Origin of the sequence: Streptomyces sp. NBC_00377, from assembly GCF_036075115.1 — a bacterium.
In the GTDB taxonomy this organism is placed as follows: Bacteria; Actinomycetota; Actinomycetes; order Streptomycetales; family Streptomycetaceae; genus Streptomyces.
Map to the genome: position 1 here is coordinate 3,344,635 of NZ_CP107958.1, position 15,527 is coordinate 3,360,161.

The 15,527-nt window shown below is 71.8% G+C and carries 14 protein-coding genes; 2 read left to right on the plus strand and 12 right to left on the minus strand.

The genetic code is table 11. The features are described 5' to 3' along the window. Positions 1-102 precede the first annotated feature (102 nt). Positions 103-945 carry a transglutaminase-like domain-containing protein gene (locus OHS71_RS14950; RefSeq protein WP_328479868.1) on the plus strand — a complete coding sequence of 281 codons (843 nt, stop codon included), beginning with the start codon at positions 103-105 and terminating at the stop codon, positions 943-945. Between the two features lie 315 nt (positions 946-1,260). Here the strand turns inward: OHS71_RS14950 and OHS71_RS14955 are convergent, their stop codons facing one another. The 8 genes from OHS71_RS14955 to OHS71_RS14990 all read right to left on the minus strand — a co-directional run bounded on the left by OHS71_RS14955 (position 1,261) and on the right by OHS71_RS14990 (position 9,015). Continuing rightward, complete coding sequence (locus OHS71_RS14955) at positions 1,261-1,878, minus strand: response regulator transcription factor (protein ID WP_328479869.1); 618 nt, start codon at positions 1,876-1,878, stop codon at positions 1,261-1,263. Further along, positions 1,875-3,083: a sensor histidine kinase gene (locus OHS71_RS14960; RefSeq protein ID WP_443046952.1), complete on the minus strand. Its 1,209-nt coding sequence runs from the start codon at positions 3,081-3,083 to the stop codon at positions 1,875-1,877. The genes OHS71_RS14955 and OHS71_RS14960 overlap by 4 nt, the downstream gene beginning before the upstream one ends. Continuing rightward, on the minus strand, positions 3,080-3,820 hold the full coding sequence (locus OHS71_RS14965; RefSeq protein WP_328479870.1) for an ABC transporter permease: 741 nt from the start codon (positions 3,818-3,820) through the stop codon (positions 3,080-3,082). The genes OHS71_RS14960 and OHS71_RS14965 overlap by 4 nt, the downstream gene beginning before the upstream one ends. Next, positions 3,817-4,752, minus strand: coding sequence for an ABC transporter ATP-binding protein (locus OHS71_RS14970; RefSeq protein ID WP_328479871.1), 936 nt, complete (start codon positions 4,750-4,752; stop codon positions 3,817-3,819). The genes OHS71_RS14965 and OHS71_RS14970 overlap by 4 nt, the downstream gene beginning before the upstream one ends. A 91-nt stretch (positions 4,753-4,843) precedes the next feature. Beyond that, positions 4,844-7,318, minus strand: a complete 2,475-nt coding sequence (locus OHS71_RS14975) for a hypothetical protein (RefSeq protein WP_328479872.1) — start codon at positions 7,316-7,318, stop codon at positions 4,844-4,846. Positions 7,319-7,471: 153 nt separating this feature from the next. Continuing rightward, positions 7,472-7,882, minus strand: coding sequence for a DUF6113 family protein (locus tag OHS71_RS14980; RefSeq protein ID WP_328479873.1), 411 nt, complete (start codon positions 7,880-7,882; stop codon positions 7,472-7,474). Next, complete coding sequence (mshB, locus tag OHS71_RS14985; RefSeq protein WP_328479874.1) at positions 7,882-8,757, minus strand: N-acetyl-1-D-myo-inositol-2-amino-2-deoxy-alpha-D-glucopyranoside deacetylase; 876 nt, start codon at positions 8,755-8,757, stop codon at positions 7,882-7,884. The genes OHS71_RS14980 and mshB overlap by 1 nt, the downstream gene beginning before the upstream one ends. 63 nt (positions 8,758-8,820) lie before the next feature. Beyond that, positions 8,821-9,015, minus strand: coding sequence for a hypothetical protein (locus OHS71_RS14990; RefSeq protein ID WP_020127941.1), 195 nt, complete (start codon positions 9,013-9,015; stop codon positions 8,821-8,823). Between the two features lie 181 nt (positions 9,016-9,196). Between OHS71_RS14990 and OHS71_RS14995 the strand changes: the two genes are divergently transcribed. After that, a complete protein-coding gene (locus OHS71_RS14995) occupies positions 9,197-11,317 on the plus strand; it encodes a S9 family peptidase (RefSeq protein ID WP_328479875.1) in 2,121 nt (706 codons plus the stop codon). 148 nt (positions 11,318-11,465) lie between these two features. Here OHS71_RS14995 and OHS71_RS15000 read toward each other — a convergent pair whose 3' ends face one another. Genes OHS71_RS15000 through OHS71_RS15015 form a run of 4 tightly spaced genes read right to left on the minus strand, consistent with a single transcriptional unit; the run spans position 11,466 to position 15,521 of the window. After that, entirely contained in the window at positions 11,466-12,551 is a 1,086-nt protein-coding gene (locus OHS71_RS15000; protein WP_328479876.1) for an ABC transporter ATP-binding protein, read from the minus strand. Further along, a complete protein-coding gene (locus OHS71_RS15005) occupies positions 12,544-13,563 on the minus strand; it encodes an ABC transporter ATP-binding protein (RefSeq protein ID WP_328479877.1) in 1,020 nt (339 codons plus the stop codon). Before OHS71_RS15005 ends, OHS71_RS15000 begins: the two co-directional genes overlap by 8 nt. 7 nt (positions 13,564-13,570) lie before the next feature. Further along, a complete protein-coding gene (locus tag OHS71_RS15010) occupies positions 13,571-14,605 on the minus strand; it encodes an ABC transporter permease (protein WP_328479878.1) in 1,035 nt (344 codons plus the stop codon). Then, the gene (locus tag OHS71_RS15015; RefSeq protein ID WP_328479879.1) at positions 14,598-15,521 is read right to left on the minus strand and encodes an ABC transporter permease; all 924 of its coding nucleotides are present in this window, start codon (positions 15,519-15,521) and stop codon (positions 14,598-14,600) included. Before OHS71_RS15015 ends, OHS71_RS15010 begins: the two co-directional genes overlap by 8 nt. Positions 15,522-15,527 lie beyond the last annotated feature (6 nt).

The window sequence follows — 15,527 nt, forward strand, 5'->3', positions numbered from 1 at the left end:
GCGTTCGCCGGGAGACTCCCGGGCGGATTCGACCCAGGCTTCGTCGGAGCCCTCGTCCGGTCCCTCACGGGAATCGTCGGCGGGTACCTCCACGGAGGTTGCGTGAGCGGGTTCGACGCCGGGGAGGTGCGGCTGCGGTTCGCCGAGGAGGCCCGGGCCGAGCGGCCCGATCTGGCGCTGCTGTGCCTGCTGATCGGCGCCGAGCCGGACCCGGAGCTGGACGAGGCCGCACTGGACGCCGCCCAGATCGAGCTGGACCGGCTGGCGGGACAGGTGCCGTACCGGCCCGGCGGGCCGCGGGCGTGGGCGGAGGCGTTGCGGGAGCTGCTCGGCGAACGACACGGGTTCCGCGGGTCGGCCGCGGACTACGAACGGCTGGAGTCGTCGCTGCTGCACCGGGTGCTGGTACGTCGGCGGGGCCTGCCGATCCTGCTGTCCGTGGTGTGGGTGGAGGTGGCGCGGCGGGCCGGGGCGCCGGTGTACGGGGTCGCCCTGCCCGGGCACTTCGTGGTGGGCTTCGGACCGCCCGCGGATCTCGAGCGGCAGGTGCTCGTCGATCCCTTCGACGGCGGCCGGATCCTGTCCGGCGATGACGCGGAGTCGCTGGTCACCGGCGCCACGGGAGCACGGCTCGAGCCGTCGATGCTGACCCCGGCGGAGCCGTTGGACGTGGTGATGCGGATCCTCAACAACATCCGCTCGTGGGCCGCGGCCCGGCCGGAGCGGTCGGATGTGGCCCTGTGGGCCGTGGAGTTGGGGTTGGCCGTGCCCTCGCATCCGGCCCGGTTGCGGTACGAGAAGGGGCAGTTGCTGGTGCGGCGCGGCGACTTCGTCGGCGGGGCGGCCGAGCTGGAGGAGTACGCGGGGCTGGTGGAGATCGTGGACGAGGCAGTCGCCGAGCGGGTGCGCAAGGAGGCGTTCGCCGCGCGGGCCATGCTGAACTGACCTGAGGAGAAGGGCCGTCGCCGTCCGGGCACGGTCCCCCCGCCCGCCTGCTGCTGTCGGCGTCGACGCCCGGCGGGACCGCCGGCGACGCCGACATCTGCACTTGGCACTGGCGCTGGCGCTGGCGCTGGCGAAGCGTGACCGGCCTGGCTGTCGGCGGTCCATCTGTCGGCGGCGGAACCGGCGGCGGCAGAACCGGCGGCGGACTGCCTGCCCCTCACGTGTGAGTGCGGCGCCGAACTCGTCCGCGTGGTGCGTGCGCAGGACGCTGTGGACGCCGTCACCGGCGACGACCGGCCCTTCACAGCCCGCCCCTCACAGCCAGCCCTTCTCCCTCGCGGTCCGCACCGCCTCAGCCCTGTTGCGTACGGCCAGTTTCTGTATCGCCGTCGAGAGGTAGTTGCGGACCGTGCCCTGGGACAGGTGCAGGGCCGCCGCGAGTTCCGCGTTGGTCGAGCCGTCGGCCGCCGCGCGCAGGATCTCCCGTTCACGGTCGGTGAGGGGGTTGGCGCCGCCGGCCAGGGCGGCAGCCGCGAGCGTGGGGTCGATGACCCGCTCGCCCGCCAGCACCTTGCGGACCGCCTCCGCGAGTTGGGCCGCGGGGGCGTCCTTGACGAGGAAGGCGTCGGCGCCGGCCTCCATGGCGCTGCGCAGATAGCCGGGGCGGCCGAAGGTGGTGAGGACGACCAGCTTCAACCGCGGGAGCTCCTTGTGGAGTTGCGCCGCGGCCTCGATGCCCGTCGCGCCCGGCATCTCGATGTCGAGGAGGGCCACGTCGACGTCGTGGGCGTGGGCGGCCGCGAGGACCTCGTCGCCGCGCGCCACCTGGGCAACCACCTCGATGTCGTCCTCCAGGCCGAGCAGGGCCGCCAGGGCCTCGCGGACCATCGACTGGTCCTCGGCCAGCAGGACCTTGATCGTGCCACCACTCATGAGCGGGATCCTACGTCCGGAAGCGGCCCGGCCGGGACCCGGGCGGTCAGCCGGAAGCCACGCCGGACGCGGCCCGCTTCCAGAGTGCCGCCGGCCTTCTCCAGGCGCTCGGTGAGACCCGTGAGGCCGTTTCCGGGGCCCTTGCCCGAGCCGCCGGAACCGTCGTCCTCGACGGAGAGTTCGAGGACGGGGCCGTCCAGGGTCTGACGCCGCACCAGATCGACCGTGCAGCGGGTGCCGCCGCTGTGCCGTACGACGTTGGTCACCGCCTCGCGCAGGGTCCAGGCGAGGGCTGCTTCGCTCTCCTCCGGTACGCCGTCGAGGTCCGGCTCGGCCGGGATCGCCGCGGTGATACCGGCCGCCGTCAACGCGACCTGGGTGCCCGCCAGTTCCGCGGCCAGGCGGGGGCGCCGGTAGCCGGTGACGGCCTCGCGGACGTCCACCAGGGCCTGGCGGCTGACCTGTTCGATGTCGGCGACCTGCTGGGCCGCCTTCTCGGGGTGACCGGGGAGCATACGGCCGGCCAGCTCGCTCTTGAGGGTGATCAGGGAGAGCGAGTGGCCCAGCAGATCGTGCAGGTCCCTGGCCAGGCGCAGCCGTTCCTCGTTGGCGGCGAGCTGGGCGACCGTGGCCCTGGCCTTGCGCAACTCGACGGTCGTGCGAACCAGTTGGCTCACTCCCGTCATCGCGAAGCCGATGAGCAGGACCAGGAGGAGCAGGTTCAGCGCCTCCTCCTCGTCGGTGCGCAGGCCGACGAGGAGCAGCATCGCGGCCGTGCCCGGGATCGTCCAGAACGCCACCCGCAGCGGGAGCACCATCCCGCAGGCCACGGAGACGTAGCAGTACAGGCCGAGCCAGGCGGAGCCGAGGGTGAGGCTGAGGACGGTGGCGAGCACCGCCATGGAGCCGATCAGCGCGGCGACGAGCCTGTCGGGGTAGGGCGCGGCACCCATGTCCCGGAACAGCAGCGACAGGTAGACGGTGACGAAGACCGCCAGCCCCAGCCAGCCGGCCACCGTACCGCCGGTGGTGTGGCCGCCGGTGACGAGGTCGTGGACCGGCGAGCTGAGGAAGACCAGCCAGACGCCGATCCACAGCAGCTTGCGCCGCCACAGCTCACGCGGGGTGCGGGCGGTCTCCCCCAGCGCGATCGGTGACCCCCGCCGGGTCTTCTCGGACAGCAGGTCGTCCGTCATGGCGCTCACGCTTTCAGCGTGTCCTTCCGGTACAGCCAGGCCGCGCCGCCCGTGAACAGGACGAAGAAGACGGCCAGGATGACGATGTCCTTGGCATGCGGGGCCTGACTCTGCTCGATGGACTGCCCCAGGGCAGCGTACGCGTGCGTCGGCACCCACTTGGCTATGTCCTGCAACCAGGTCGGGAAGGTCGTCGTCGGCATCCACAGGCCGCCGAGGATCGACAGGCCGAAGTAGGTGATCATCGTGATCGGGCGGACCGCGTCCCCGTTCGCGAGGTAGCCGATCGCGACGCCCAGGGCGGCGAAGACGAGGCTGCCGGCCCAGATCGCGCCGGTGAGGGCGACCCACTGCCAGGCGTCCAGCCGTACGCCCTTCACGGCCGCGGCCACGGCGAAAACGACGACGATGGAGGGCAGGCTGACCACGGCCGCGCTTGCCGTCTTCGCGAGGACGTAGCCGCGGCCCGGGAGCGTGGTCAGGCGCAACTGCCGTACCCAGCCGCTCTGGCGCTCCTTGGCGATCCGCTCGCTGTTGCCCATCAGGACGGCCGTGAGGGCGCCGAAGGAGGCCATCGAGACCATCATGTAGGTCGGCAGGGTCAGGCCCGTGCCGTCGATCTTCTCCGTGCTGTCGGCGCTGCCCGCGATGAGCAGGAACAGGACCGACGGATAGATGACCGAGAAGAACAGGAACTTGCGGTTGCGCAGGGCGCGGGTGAGTTCCAGCTTGATCAGGCCGTTCACTTGGTCTTCGCCTCCTCGGCGGTGGTGAGGGCGACGAAGGCCTGTTCCAGGCCGAGCCCGGCGACCTCGAGGTTGCGGGGGTAGAGGCCGAGGCCGTAGACCGCGTGGACGGTGGCGTCGGCGTCGGTGGACTGGATGCGCACGGTCCGGCCGGATCCCGCGGCGGAGCCGCTGTGGGACACGGTCAGCGTGGTGAGGAACGGCAGGGCGCGCAGGGCTGCTTCGTCGAAGCCGTCCTCCAGGTCGAAGGCGATCCTGCGGGCGCCCGCCTTCGCCTTGATCTCGGCCGCCGTGCCGTCGGCCAGCAGCCGCCCCCGGTGCAGGACCAGCACCCGGTCGGCGATCGCGTCGGCCTCTTCGAGGTAGTGGGTGGCGAACAGGACCGTGCGGCCCTGGTCGGCCTGCTCGCGCATGGTGGCCCAGAACGCCTGCCGGGTGGTCACGTCCATGCCGGTGGTGGGCTCGTCCAGGACGATCAGGTCGCTGTCACCGGCGGTGGCGAGGGCGAACCGGACGCGCTGGGCCTGGCCGCCGGAGAGTTTGTCGACCTTGCGGTCGGCGATCTGGGTGATGCCCGCGCGGGCGAGCACATCGGCGGTCCGGTACGGCTTCGGGTGCAGTCCGCAGGCCAGTGCGACCAGTTCGGCGACCGTGACCTCGTCCATCAGCCCGCCGCTCTGGAGCATCGCGCCGACCCGGCCTGCGACGATCGCCTCGCGCGGGCCGGTGCCGAAGACGCGGACCGTGCCGCTGTCCGGCTGCTTGAGGCCGAGGAGCAGATCGAGGGTGGTCGACTTGCCCGCCCCGTTGGGCCCGAGCAGTGCCACGGTCTCCCCCGGGCGCAGCGCGAGCGTCAGGCCGTCCACGGCCCGTACGTCCCCGAAGCTCTTGCTCACCTGGTCGAACCCGACCACCGGTGCTGTCGTTGTCATGACAGCAATCGTCCCCCCGGGGGCCGGGCGGGCGGCAGTGTCCGCCGTCCTCGGTGCCGCATGACATCTGTCATGCGGCACCGAGGCAGGGTCAGCTCGGGTCGGTGTCGATGACCCCGGTACGGTCCGTCCTGCTCTTGAGGGCCGGGCGCAGGGCGCTGATGACGTCCTGGACCGTGACGGCCGTCTTCTGACCGGTGCCGCGGCTGATCAGCACACCGTTGAAGGTGCCGCCGTACAGCTCCGTCAGCGCGGCCTGGTCGTAGCTCTCGACGAGCTTGCCGTTGACCGCCTTCACGCGGAGGAACTTCCACAGGGAGTTCTTCGGGCTGAAGGAGACCGAGTGCGCCCCGTCGGTCATGACGGTGACCTTGCCGGACATCGCCGGTTCGGCGAACTCCTTCATCATCCGGTCGACCTCGGCGTTGGAGATCGTCGGCTGCTTCTCGGTCGTCGGCACCTTCACCGCGGTGGCCGTGCCGGTCTCCACCTGGGTGCGGTAGGCCTCGACCACGGCCTCCTGGGCCTTCGCCGCGTCGATGCCCTTGCCGGCCTTGCCGTAGACGGCGACGGCCTTGCCGGACTCGAACTTGATCGTGCCGTCGCCGGCCGAGCCGGAGCCGCCCGCGGCGGACTCGAGGGCCGCCTGGAGCTTCTCCTCGTCGACCGGCATCGCGGGTTCGACCTCACGGTGCTGCCCGAACAGGGAGCCGATCACGGAGACGGGGTTGTAGTCGCTCTTGGCGGCGTCGTCGACCGTGGCCTGGAGGTCGAACTGGAGGCCCGCCTGGTCCGGCTTGAGGGTGACGGTGTCGCCGCCGACGTCCAGCTTCAGTGCCTGGGTGTCCCGCTTGCCGAAGGCGTCCTCGAGCTTCTTGACGGCGTCGTCGCTGGTGCCGCCGCCGATGTCGACGCCGAGCACGGTGGTGCCCTTGGGTACGTCGGAGTGGTTCATCAGCAGGCCCGCGCCATAGAGGCCGACTCCCGCGACGACCACCAGACCGCCCAGCAGGGGCAGCTTGCTGCGGCCCTTCTTCTTTTTCTTCTTCGCGTTCCTGGAGTCGCCCGCGGGCTTGCTCTGCGCGGCCGGCTCAGGCCCCTTCGGCGGGGTGGGCGGCAGGGGGCCGTCGGTGCGGGTGCCGCCGGGCACCACGGGGATGCCGCTGGTGACGGTGTGTCCGGAGACGTTGTCGACGGGACGCCCGCCGTAGCCGCCCGCGCCCGGTTCGGGGGCGGGCTTCTGCGGGGTGAGGATCGCGGTGTCGTCGCTCAGGCCGCCGCCGGGCAGCCGGCCGGTGCCGGGGCCGGCGGCACGCGGACCACCGGGGCCTGCCGGACCACCGGGACCCCCACGGCCGTTGAGCCCGCCGGGGCCGGACGGCGCACCGGGCCCGCCGGGGGCGCGGGTCGCACCGGGAGTGCCGGGCGGGCGCGTCACACCGGGAGTGCCGGCCACCGGGGGCACGATCGGGCCGTCGCCCGTGACGGGACCGCCGGTCGGGCCCGCGGGGCCGCCCTGCGGGCCGCCGCGGCCACCGGGACCGCCGGGGCCTTCCGGACCGTTGAAGTCGTAGGATCCGCCGGGGCCGGCCGGGAGACCGCCCTGGCCGCCCTGCCCGTGACCGCCGTTGGGTGCGCCGAAGCCGTTCTGGCCGTTGTCGGAGAAGTAAGGCAGGTTGTCGCGGCGCTGTTCGGCACCGCCGGCACCCTGACCCGGTCCCTGGCCCTGTGCCGGCCCCTGGCCCTGCACCGGTCCCGTGCCCTGGCCCGGACCCTGCCCCGGCCGCGGGCCGTTGCCGAGTGGGCCGGCGGCGAGCGCCTCGGTCACGTCGAAGGAGCCCGTGCCGCCGCCGTGTCCCGGAGCCACAGGACCGCCGGTGGCGCCGGGGAGTCCCGCGCCGTTGGTGCCGCCCGGACGGGTGCCGCCCGGCACGCTCATGGAGCCGACCACACCGCCCGGACGCCCGTTGCCCGGCCGCGCGCCACCGGGCGCGCCTGCCCCGGGGCCGGCGCCGGTCCCGGCAGCCGGTCCGGGCGTGCCCGCGGAGGGAGCGGGCGGGCCCGCGGGCGCGCCGGTCCCGGCGGCCGAACCGCCCGGCAGACCCGCACCGTTGGTGCCACCGCTGCCCTGACCGCCCTTGGCGGGGCCGGACTTGCGGGGCGCGAACCAGTTGCTCGTCTCCGCGGCGGGCCCGGGTTCGGCGGGCAGCTCGAACGAGCCCGTGTCGGACGAGGAGTGGCCGACGGCGGGCGCGGTGGGCGCCGACTGCGCGTCGGCACCGGCCCGGGCGTTGCCGTCGGCGCCGTCACCGCCCTTGCTCTCCGCGTCCGCGACGGGTGTACGCACCACGACCGGCGGAATCGGCCGCGAACCCGGGATGTTGATGCGGATCCGGGTCGTCAGCGTGGTCTCGGTCTTGCGTTCCTCCGGCTGCGCGGACGAACGGCCCGCGTCCGCGCCGCCCTCGGACACCACAGGGGTGCCGTACGGCGGCGTGCCCGAGGGGTATGCGGCTCCGCCGCGCCCGTTGGGCCCGGAGGACGGACTGTCAGTTTCACGACTCAAGGCAGGTTCTCCAGGTTGGCTCCGCCGCCCGCACGGCCTCACGGGCAGCTCGGCGGCGCGCACCACCATACTGGCCACTTCTGGCCCGTATCCCACGACCGTCGGGGAAACCCGCACGGGACTCGCACCGTCGCGCCACGGTGAAGTGGTACGTCACTTGCCAAGTCGGGCGTCGCCGCCGACCGGTTGCCGCCCCGAAACAATGGTGGCGCAGATCACAGCAAGTGCCATGCCGCCGAGCAGGAAGAGGTAGGAACCGCCTCCTGCGCCGAACAGGAAGTCGCCTTCGGGCCGGCCCGCGGTGCACAGGATGACGGAGATCATCCAGCCGGCGGCGGGTGCCACGGCCCCGGCACGGCTGCCGAGCGCGCGCGCCCCGCCGAGGAACAGCCCGGCCGCGCCGACGAGCGCGAGGAGCAGTCCGCCCGGGAACCAGCCGGCCTGGACGAGCGCTCCGGCGAGCCCGGTGAGTGCCCCGAGCAGGAGGAGTCCGACGTAAGCAACGATCCGCCCTGCGGAGGGCATCCGCGGCGGCTGGGCGAGCATCGATCCACGGTCGGACATCAGACCGCCTCCGCCGCGTCACCGGTGCCGGCGAACAGGTCGGTCTCCCTCTTCCCGGCGGGTTCCCCGCGGACGAGTTCGTAGTACTCGGTCGGGAACAGGGGCTGCGCGAGCTCGTTCGAGAGGGCGAAGTACCGCTCACCGGGCGCCACTTCCACCTGGGTGGCGTGCGCGCGCATCGCGGCGGCCTTGGCGGCGGTGTACCCGGGGCCGCCGTCGATCTCGGCGGTGACCCGCTCGTCGTCCACCACACCCGGCACGTCGGACACGTCGGCGCTCATGGCGAAGGGCAGCGCAGGCAGCTCCTCCCGGAGCCGGGCGAAGGCGGCCTCGGCGACGGAGCGCGGGACGCGGTTCCAGTACACCTTGGGGATGCGCCACCCGGCGTCCTCGGCCAGCTCCGCGGCCCGCATGGCGACGCGGTGGGCCTGGATGTGGTCGGGATGGCCGTAGCCGCCGTCGTCGTCGTAGGTGACGAGGACGTGGGGCCGTACCTCGAGGATGATCCGGACGAGGTACCCGGCGGCCTCGTCCGGGTCGGCCTGCCAGAAGCAGGCGGGGTCGTCGTTGTCGGGAAGGCCCATCATCCCGGAGTCGCCGTAGCGGCCCGCACCGCCGAGCAGGCGGAAGTCGTCGACGCCCAGTTCGGCCATCGCCGCCGCGAGTTCACCCTGCCGGTGCTCCCCCAGGGCGGCGCCGGTCAGGTGCCGCAACTCCGGCGGGATGACCTCACCGCGTTCGCCGAGGGTGCAGGTGACCAGGGTCACCCGGGCGCCCTCGGCCGCGTACCTGGCCATGGTCGCGCCGTTGTTGATCGACTCGTCGTCCGGGTGCGCGTGCACCAGCAGCAGACGCCGGGAGGACAGTTCCGTCATGTGCCAACCCTACGAGGCGGGCATACATCTCCCGCGCAGGGGCAGACGCAGGGTCGGCACGCGTCAGAACTTGATGCTGCCGATCATGCTGGCCACGCTCGTCGTCAGGTCACTGATCGTCGGTGCGATCGTCGAGGACGCGAGGTAGAAGCCGAGCAGGATGCAGACGACCGCGTGACCGCCTTTCAGCCCCGACTTCTTGACCAGCAAGAAGACGATGATCGCCAGCAGCACCACCGCCGAAATCGAGAGTGCCACGGCGGTTCACCTCCAAGGACCCGGGAACGTGGGGGCAAAAGCAGAACAAGGGAACGTGTAAATCCATACATCAGCCAGCAGGTTCATACCCACACAGCGCTAGTGATCATAACTATGTGTGGGCGCGCATCTCGCGGCGCACAGCCGCACAAGGGGGTCGCATGGCCAATATGGTCGGAGGATGACGACCGAGTCCGACTCCTTTCCCCGCAGGCACGCCCGCACCCAGCGCTTCACCCTCGGCGCGCCGCGTTCGTTCGCGGTGGCTCCCGACGGCTCCCGGGTCGTGTTCCTGCGTTCCGGCTCCGGCACGGACCGCGCGGGCGCGCTGTGGGTCCTCGATCCGGCGGACGGTACGGAGCGTCCCGCCGCCGATCCCCGCGCCCTGCTGGGAGGCGCCTCGGAGGACCTCTCGCCCGAGGAGCGCGCCCGTCGTGAGCGCAGCCGTGAGGGCGGCGCCGGGATCGTCGGCTACGCCACCGACGGGGCCGTCGAGCTGGCGTCTTTCGCCTTGTCAGGGCGGCTTTTCACGGCCGAACTGCGGGCCGGGACGGCGACCGAACTCCCGGTTCCGGGGCCGGTGATCGACCCCCGGCCGTCCCCCGACGGCCGACTCGTCGCCTACGTCGCCGGAGGCGCCCTGCGGGTGGTGGGCGCCGAGGGCGAGGACGACCGCGCGGTCGCGGAGCCGGAATCGGACCCGGTTTCCTATGGATTGGCCGAGTTCATCGCGGCTGAGGAGATGGACCGTTCGCGCGGCTTCTGGTGGTCTCCGCGATCGGACCGGCTGCTGGTCACACGCGTGGACGACACGCCGGTGGAGCAGTGGTGGATCTCCGATCCGGCCCAGCCGAAACGTGACCCACAACACGTGCGCTACCCGGCTGCCGGGACGGCCAACGCGGAGGTGCGGCTGTTCCTGTTCGGGCTCGACGGGGTGCGCACGGAGGTCGTCTGGGAGCGGGCGCGCTATCCGTATCTGGCGCGAGTGCACTGGTCAGGGGCGGGAGCGCCGCTGCTGCTCGTCCAGGCGCGCGACCAGCGCAGTCAGTTGTTCCTGGCGGTGGACACCGAATCCGGGGCGACCCGGATGGTGCACGCCGACGAAGATCGGATTTGGCTCGATCTTTTCCCCGGGGTGCCGTGCTGGAGCCCGTCGGGGCAGCTGGTCAGGATCGCCGACGAGGGCGGCGCCCGGGTGCTGGCGGTGGGCGAACGTCCACTGACGGGAGCTCAGCTGCACGTGCGGGCGGTCCTCGACGTGACGGCCGACGACGTGCTGGTCGCCGCCTCGGCCGGGGCGGACGCGGCGGCGCCGGAAACCGGTGAGGTGCACGTCTACCGCGTCAACGAACTCGGCGTCGAGCGCCTCTCCCAGGAGCCCGGGGTGCACTCGGCGGTGCGCGCGGGGAACGTGACCGTCCTGGTGTCGGCGGTGCTCGGCCGGCCGGGCAGCGTGACGCGGGTGCTGCGGGACGGGAAGCTCGCGGCGACCGTCCGTTCCCATGCGGAGGATCCCGGCCTTCCCCTGCGCGCAGTCCTCACCGAGGGGGGCGCACGGCGCATCCCGTGCGCCGTGCTCATGCCCTCGGACTACGTCGGTGACACCCCCCTGCCCGTCCTCATGGACCCCTACGGCGGCCCGCACGGGCAGCGGGTGCTGGCCGCGCACAACGCGCACCTGACCTCGCAGTGGTTCGCCGACCAGGGTTTCGCGGTGATCGTCGCCGACGGCCGGGGCACCCCGGGCCGCTCGCCCGCCTGGGAGAAGGCGATCCGGGACGAGGTGGCCGCGGTCACCCTGGAGGACCAGGTGGACGCCCTGCACGCGCTCGCCGAACGCTTCCCGCTCGATCTGACCCGGGTGGCCATCCGCGGCTGGTCCTTCGGCGGGTACCTGGCGGGACTCGCGGCGCTGCGCCGTCCCGACGTCTTCCACGCGGCGGTGGTGGGCGCCCCGGTCACCGATCTGCGCCTGTACGACACGCATTACCAGGAGCGCTATCTCGGCCACCCCGGGGAGCGGCCGGAGGTCTACCGGCGCAACTCGCTGATCGACGACGAGGGCCTGGTGGACGCCGTCGAGCCCGCCCGTCCGATGCTGATCGTCCACGGGCTGGCGGACGACAACGTGGTGGTCGCCCACTCTCTGCGGCTGTCCTCGGCCCTGCTCGCCGCCGGCCGCCCGCACGAGGTGCTGCCACTGTCCGGGGTGACCCACATGACCCCGCAGGAGCAGGTGGCGGAGAACCTGCTCCTGCTCCAGCTGGATTTCCTCAAGCGCGCCCTGGGCCTCGGCTAGGCGAAAAAACGGGCCGGGAGACATGGCGCTCCCGGCCCGTTTACGGCACCCGCACGGCCGTACGCTGTTCACCCTGACGCGTCCGTATATCGGAATCGGGTCGGTCAAGTTGCCTGCGTGTTAACGCGGTTGCTCAGCAAATATGCTCTTATACGCCGTCGTCGACATGATCACCCGGTGCTTCCTCCGGCGGGACCACCTGTTTCTCCTCCGCGAAGTGACATGCCGAGTCGTGTGCCGCGGGGCCGGTCACGAGCCGGAACTCCGCGGGGACCGCGAGCACCGGTACCTCCAGGGCGCACCGCTCCCGCGCCTTCCAGCAGCGGGTGCGGAAGCGGCAGCCGGAGGGGATGTTCGTCGGGGACGGGACGTCACCCGCCAGGATGATCCGCTCCCGGTGCTCCCGCGCCTCCGGGTCGGGAACGGGGACCGCGGAGAGCAGGGCCTGGGTGTACGGGTGCGTCGGATGGTCGTAGATCTCGGCGTCGCGGCCGATCTCCACGATCCGGCCGAGATACATCACCCCCACCCGGTCCGAGATGTGCCGGACGATCGACAGGTCGTGGGCGATGAAGAGGTAGGAGAGGTCGAACTCGCTCTGCAACCGGTCCAGCAGGTTGATCACCTGTGCCTGGACCGACACGTCCAGCGCGGACACCGGTTCGTCGGCGACGATCACCTCCGGGCGCAGGGCCAGCCCCCGCGCGATCCCGATGCGCTGCCGCTGGCCGCCGGAGAACTGGTGCGGGTAGCGGTTGATGTACTCGGGGTTGAGCCCGACGACGTCCAGCAGGTCCTGGACCTGTCTCCGCCGGTCGCCCTTGGGCGCCACCTCGGGGTGGATCTCGTACGGCTCCCCGATGATGTCGCCGACCGTCATGCGCGGGTTGAGGGAGGTGTACGGGTCCTGGAAGACCATCTGGATGTTGCGCCGCACCGCCTTGAGGGCCTTGCCGGACAGGCCGGTGATGTCCTCGCCCTTGTAGCGGATCTCCCCCGCTGTCGGCCGCTCCAGGTTGACCAGCATCTTGGCGACCGTGGACTTGCCGCAGCCTGACTCGCCGACGATGCCCAGGGTCTCGCCGCGGTGCAGGGCGAAGTCGACGCCGTCGACCGCCTTGACCGCTCCGATCTGCTTCCTGAACAGGATGCCCTGGGTGAGCGGGTAGTGCTTGACCAGCCCGTTCACCTCGAGGATCGGCTCGGCGGCCGAGGCCGTCGGGGAACTAGCCATGCAGGCACTCCCTCCAGAAGTGGCAGGCGCTCGTGCGGTCCGCCTCGGACGTGGCGACCCCGCGGGACCCGTCGGGCCCGTCGCCGGCGTCGGCCTCGTACAGCGGGGGCACGTCCGTACGGCAGACGTCCCGGGCCATCGGGCAGCGCGGGTTGAAGGCGCAGCCGGACGGGATGTTCATGAGGTTGGGCGGCAGGCCCTTGATGGCGTAGAGCTCCCGGCCCTTGTGGTCCAGGCGCGGAATGGAGTCGAGCAGGCCGCGCGTGTAGGGGTGGGCCGGGGCCTTGTAGATGTCGTGCACCGGCGCCGACTCGACGATCCGGCCGGCGTACATGACCGCGATCCGGTCGGCCACGTCGGCGACCACGCCCAGGTCGTGGGTGATGAGGATCAGCCCCATGTGGTACTCGCGCTGGAGCTCCGCGAGCAGGTCCATGACCTGGGCCTGGACGGTGACGTCCAGGGCGGTGGTGGGTTCGTCGGCGATGATGAGCGCCGGTTCCAGGGCCATCGCCATCGCGATCATGATGCGCTGGCGCATACCGCCCGAGAACTGGTGCGGATAGTCCCTGACCCGTTCCCGGGCGCCCGGGATGCGCACCCGGTCCATCAGCTCCACGGCCTTGGCCCGGGCGTCCTTCCTCGACATCCCCCGGTGCACGACGAACATCTCGCCCAGCTGGTCGCCGACCGTCAGCACGGGGTTCAGCGACGACAGGGCGTCCTGGAAGATCATCGCCATCTCGGCGCCGCGGACCTTCCTGCGCTCCTCCTCCTTGAGCCGCAGCAGGTCGTTACCCCGGAAGAGGATCTCGCCGCCGGTGATCCGGCCGGGCGGCATGTCGAGGATGCCCATGATCGCCTGGGCGGTGACGGACTTGCCGGAGCCGGACTCGCCCAGCACGGCGAGTGTCTCGCCCGCGTCCACGCCGTAGCTGACCCCGTTGACGGCTCGGGCGATCCCGTCCCGGGTGCGGAACTCCACGTGCAGGTCGCGTACTTCGAGCAGCATCCGGCCGTCACCTCAGCTTCGGGTCGAGGGCGTCGCGCACCGCGTCGCCGAGCATGATGAACGCCAGGACCGTGACGGCCAGGGCGCCCGAGGGCCACAGCAGGGCGTGCGGGGCGTTGCGGATGTAGGGCGAGGCGGCGGAGATGTCGATGCCCCAGGAGACGGTCGGCGGCTTCAGTCCGACGCCGAGGTAGGACAGGGTCGCCTCCAGCGCGATGAACGTGCCGAGCGCGATGGTCGCCACGACGATCACCGGGGCGACCGCGTTGGGCGCGATGTGCCGCAGCAGCAGCCGGGAGTGGGAGGCGCCCAGGGCCCGGGCCGCCTGGACGTAGTCGTTCTGTTTGGTGGTGATGACCGAACCCCGGGCGATCCGGGAGATCTGCGGCCAGCCGAGCAGGACCATGAACCCGATGACCGGCCAGACCGTGTTGCTGGTCACCACGGAGAGGAGGACCAGGCCGCCGAGGACGACCGGGATGGCGAAGAAGATGTCGGTGATCCGGGACAGGACCGAGTCCCCCGCCCCGCCGAAGAACCCGGCGAGACCGCCCAGCACGCTGCCCAGCAGGGCGACGCCGAGCGTGGCCAGGACGCCCACCGTGACGGACGTACGGGCGCCGTAGACGACGCGGGTGTACACGTCGCAGCCCTGACCGTCGAAGCCGAACGGGTGGCCGGGCTGGGAGCCCTCCTGGGCTTTGGCGAGGTCGCACTTGAGGGGGCTCAGCCAGGTGATGGACGAGGGCCACAGGGAGATGAAGACCAGGAAGAGGATGACCAGGCCGGCGATGATGAAGACGGGGTTGCGGCGCAGGTCCCGCCAGGCGTCCGACCAGAGGGAGCGGGCCCGTTCGGCCGAGGCGCCCCCCTCGGCCGGCCCCGCGCCCGGTGGCCCGCCCGGCGGCGGCGGCTCCAGGGTCTCCCCCTCTGCCGTGGCCAGGTCCATCGCCCCGCCCATGCCGGTGTCGGCGACGGCGCCGTCCTCCGGGGTGCGGCCCGCGCCCGGCAGGTGGTGCTCCGGCGGCGTCGGCTCAGGCATAGCGGATCCTCGGGTCGAGTACGGCGTACAGCAGGTCGACGAGCAGGTTGGCCACCAGGAAGACCAGGACGAGGACGGTCACGAAGCCCACCACGGTCTGGGTGTTCTGACGGAGGATCCCCTGGTACAGCTGGAAGCCGACGCCGTGGATGTTGAAGATGCGCTCGGTGACGATGGCGCCGCCCATCAGGGCGCCGATGTCGGTGCCGATGAAGGTCACCACGGGGATCAGGGAGTTGCGCAGCAGGTGCCGGGTGACGACCCGGCGGCGGGGCAGCCCCTTGGCCACGGCCGTCCGGACGTAGTCGGACCGTCTGTTCTCCGCGATGGAGGTACGGGTCAGGCGGGTGACGTACGCCAGCGAGACGGAGGCCAGCACCAGACCCGGCACGATCAGTTCGCCGAAGGTGGCGTCCGAGGAGACCGACGGTTTGATCCACCCCCATTCGACGCCGAGCAGCAGTTGGAGCAGCAGGCCGGTGACGAACGTGGGGACGGAGATCACGACCAGGGTGAGCAGCAGGACCCCGGAGTCGACGGGCCGGCCCCGGCGCAGACCCGTCACGACGCCGAGGGTGATGCCGATGACGATCTCGAAGAAGATCGCGACGAGGGTCAGCCGGATGGTGACCGGGAAGGCCGTCGCCATCAGCTCGGTGACCGGCTGGCCGTTGAACGCCGTACCGAAGTCTCCGGTGAAGACGTTCCCCATGTAGGTCAGGTACTGCTGCCAGACCGGCTTGTCGAGGCCGAACTCCTTCTTCAGCTGGGCGGCCGTGGCCGGATCGCACTGCCGGTCACCGCACAGGCCCGCGATGGGGTCGCCCATCACGTTCACCATCAGGAAGATCAGCAGCGTGGCGCCGATGAACACCGGGATCATCTGGAGCAGACGCCGGATCACATACCGGCCCATGGCGGG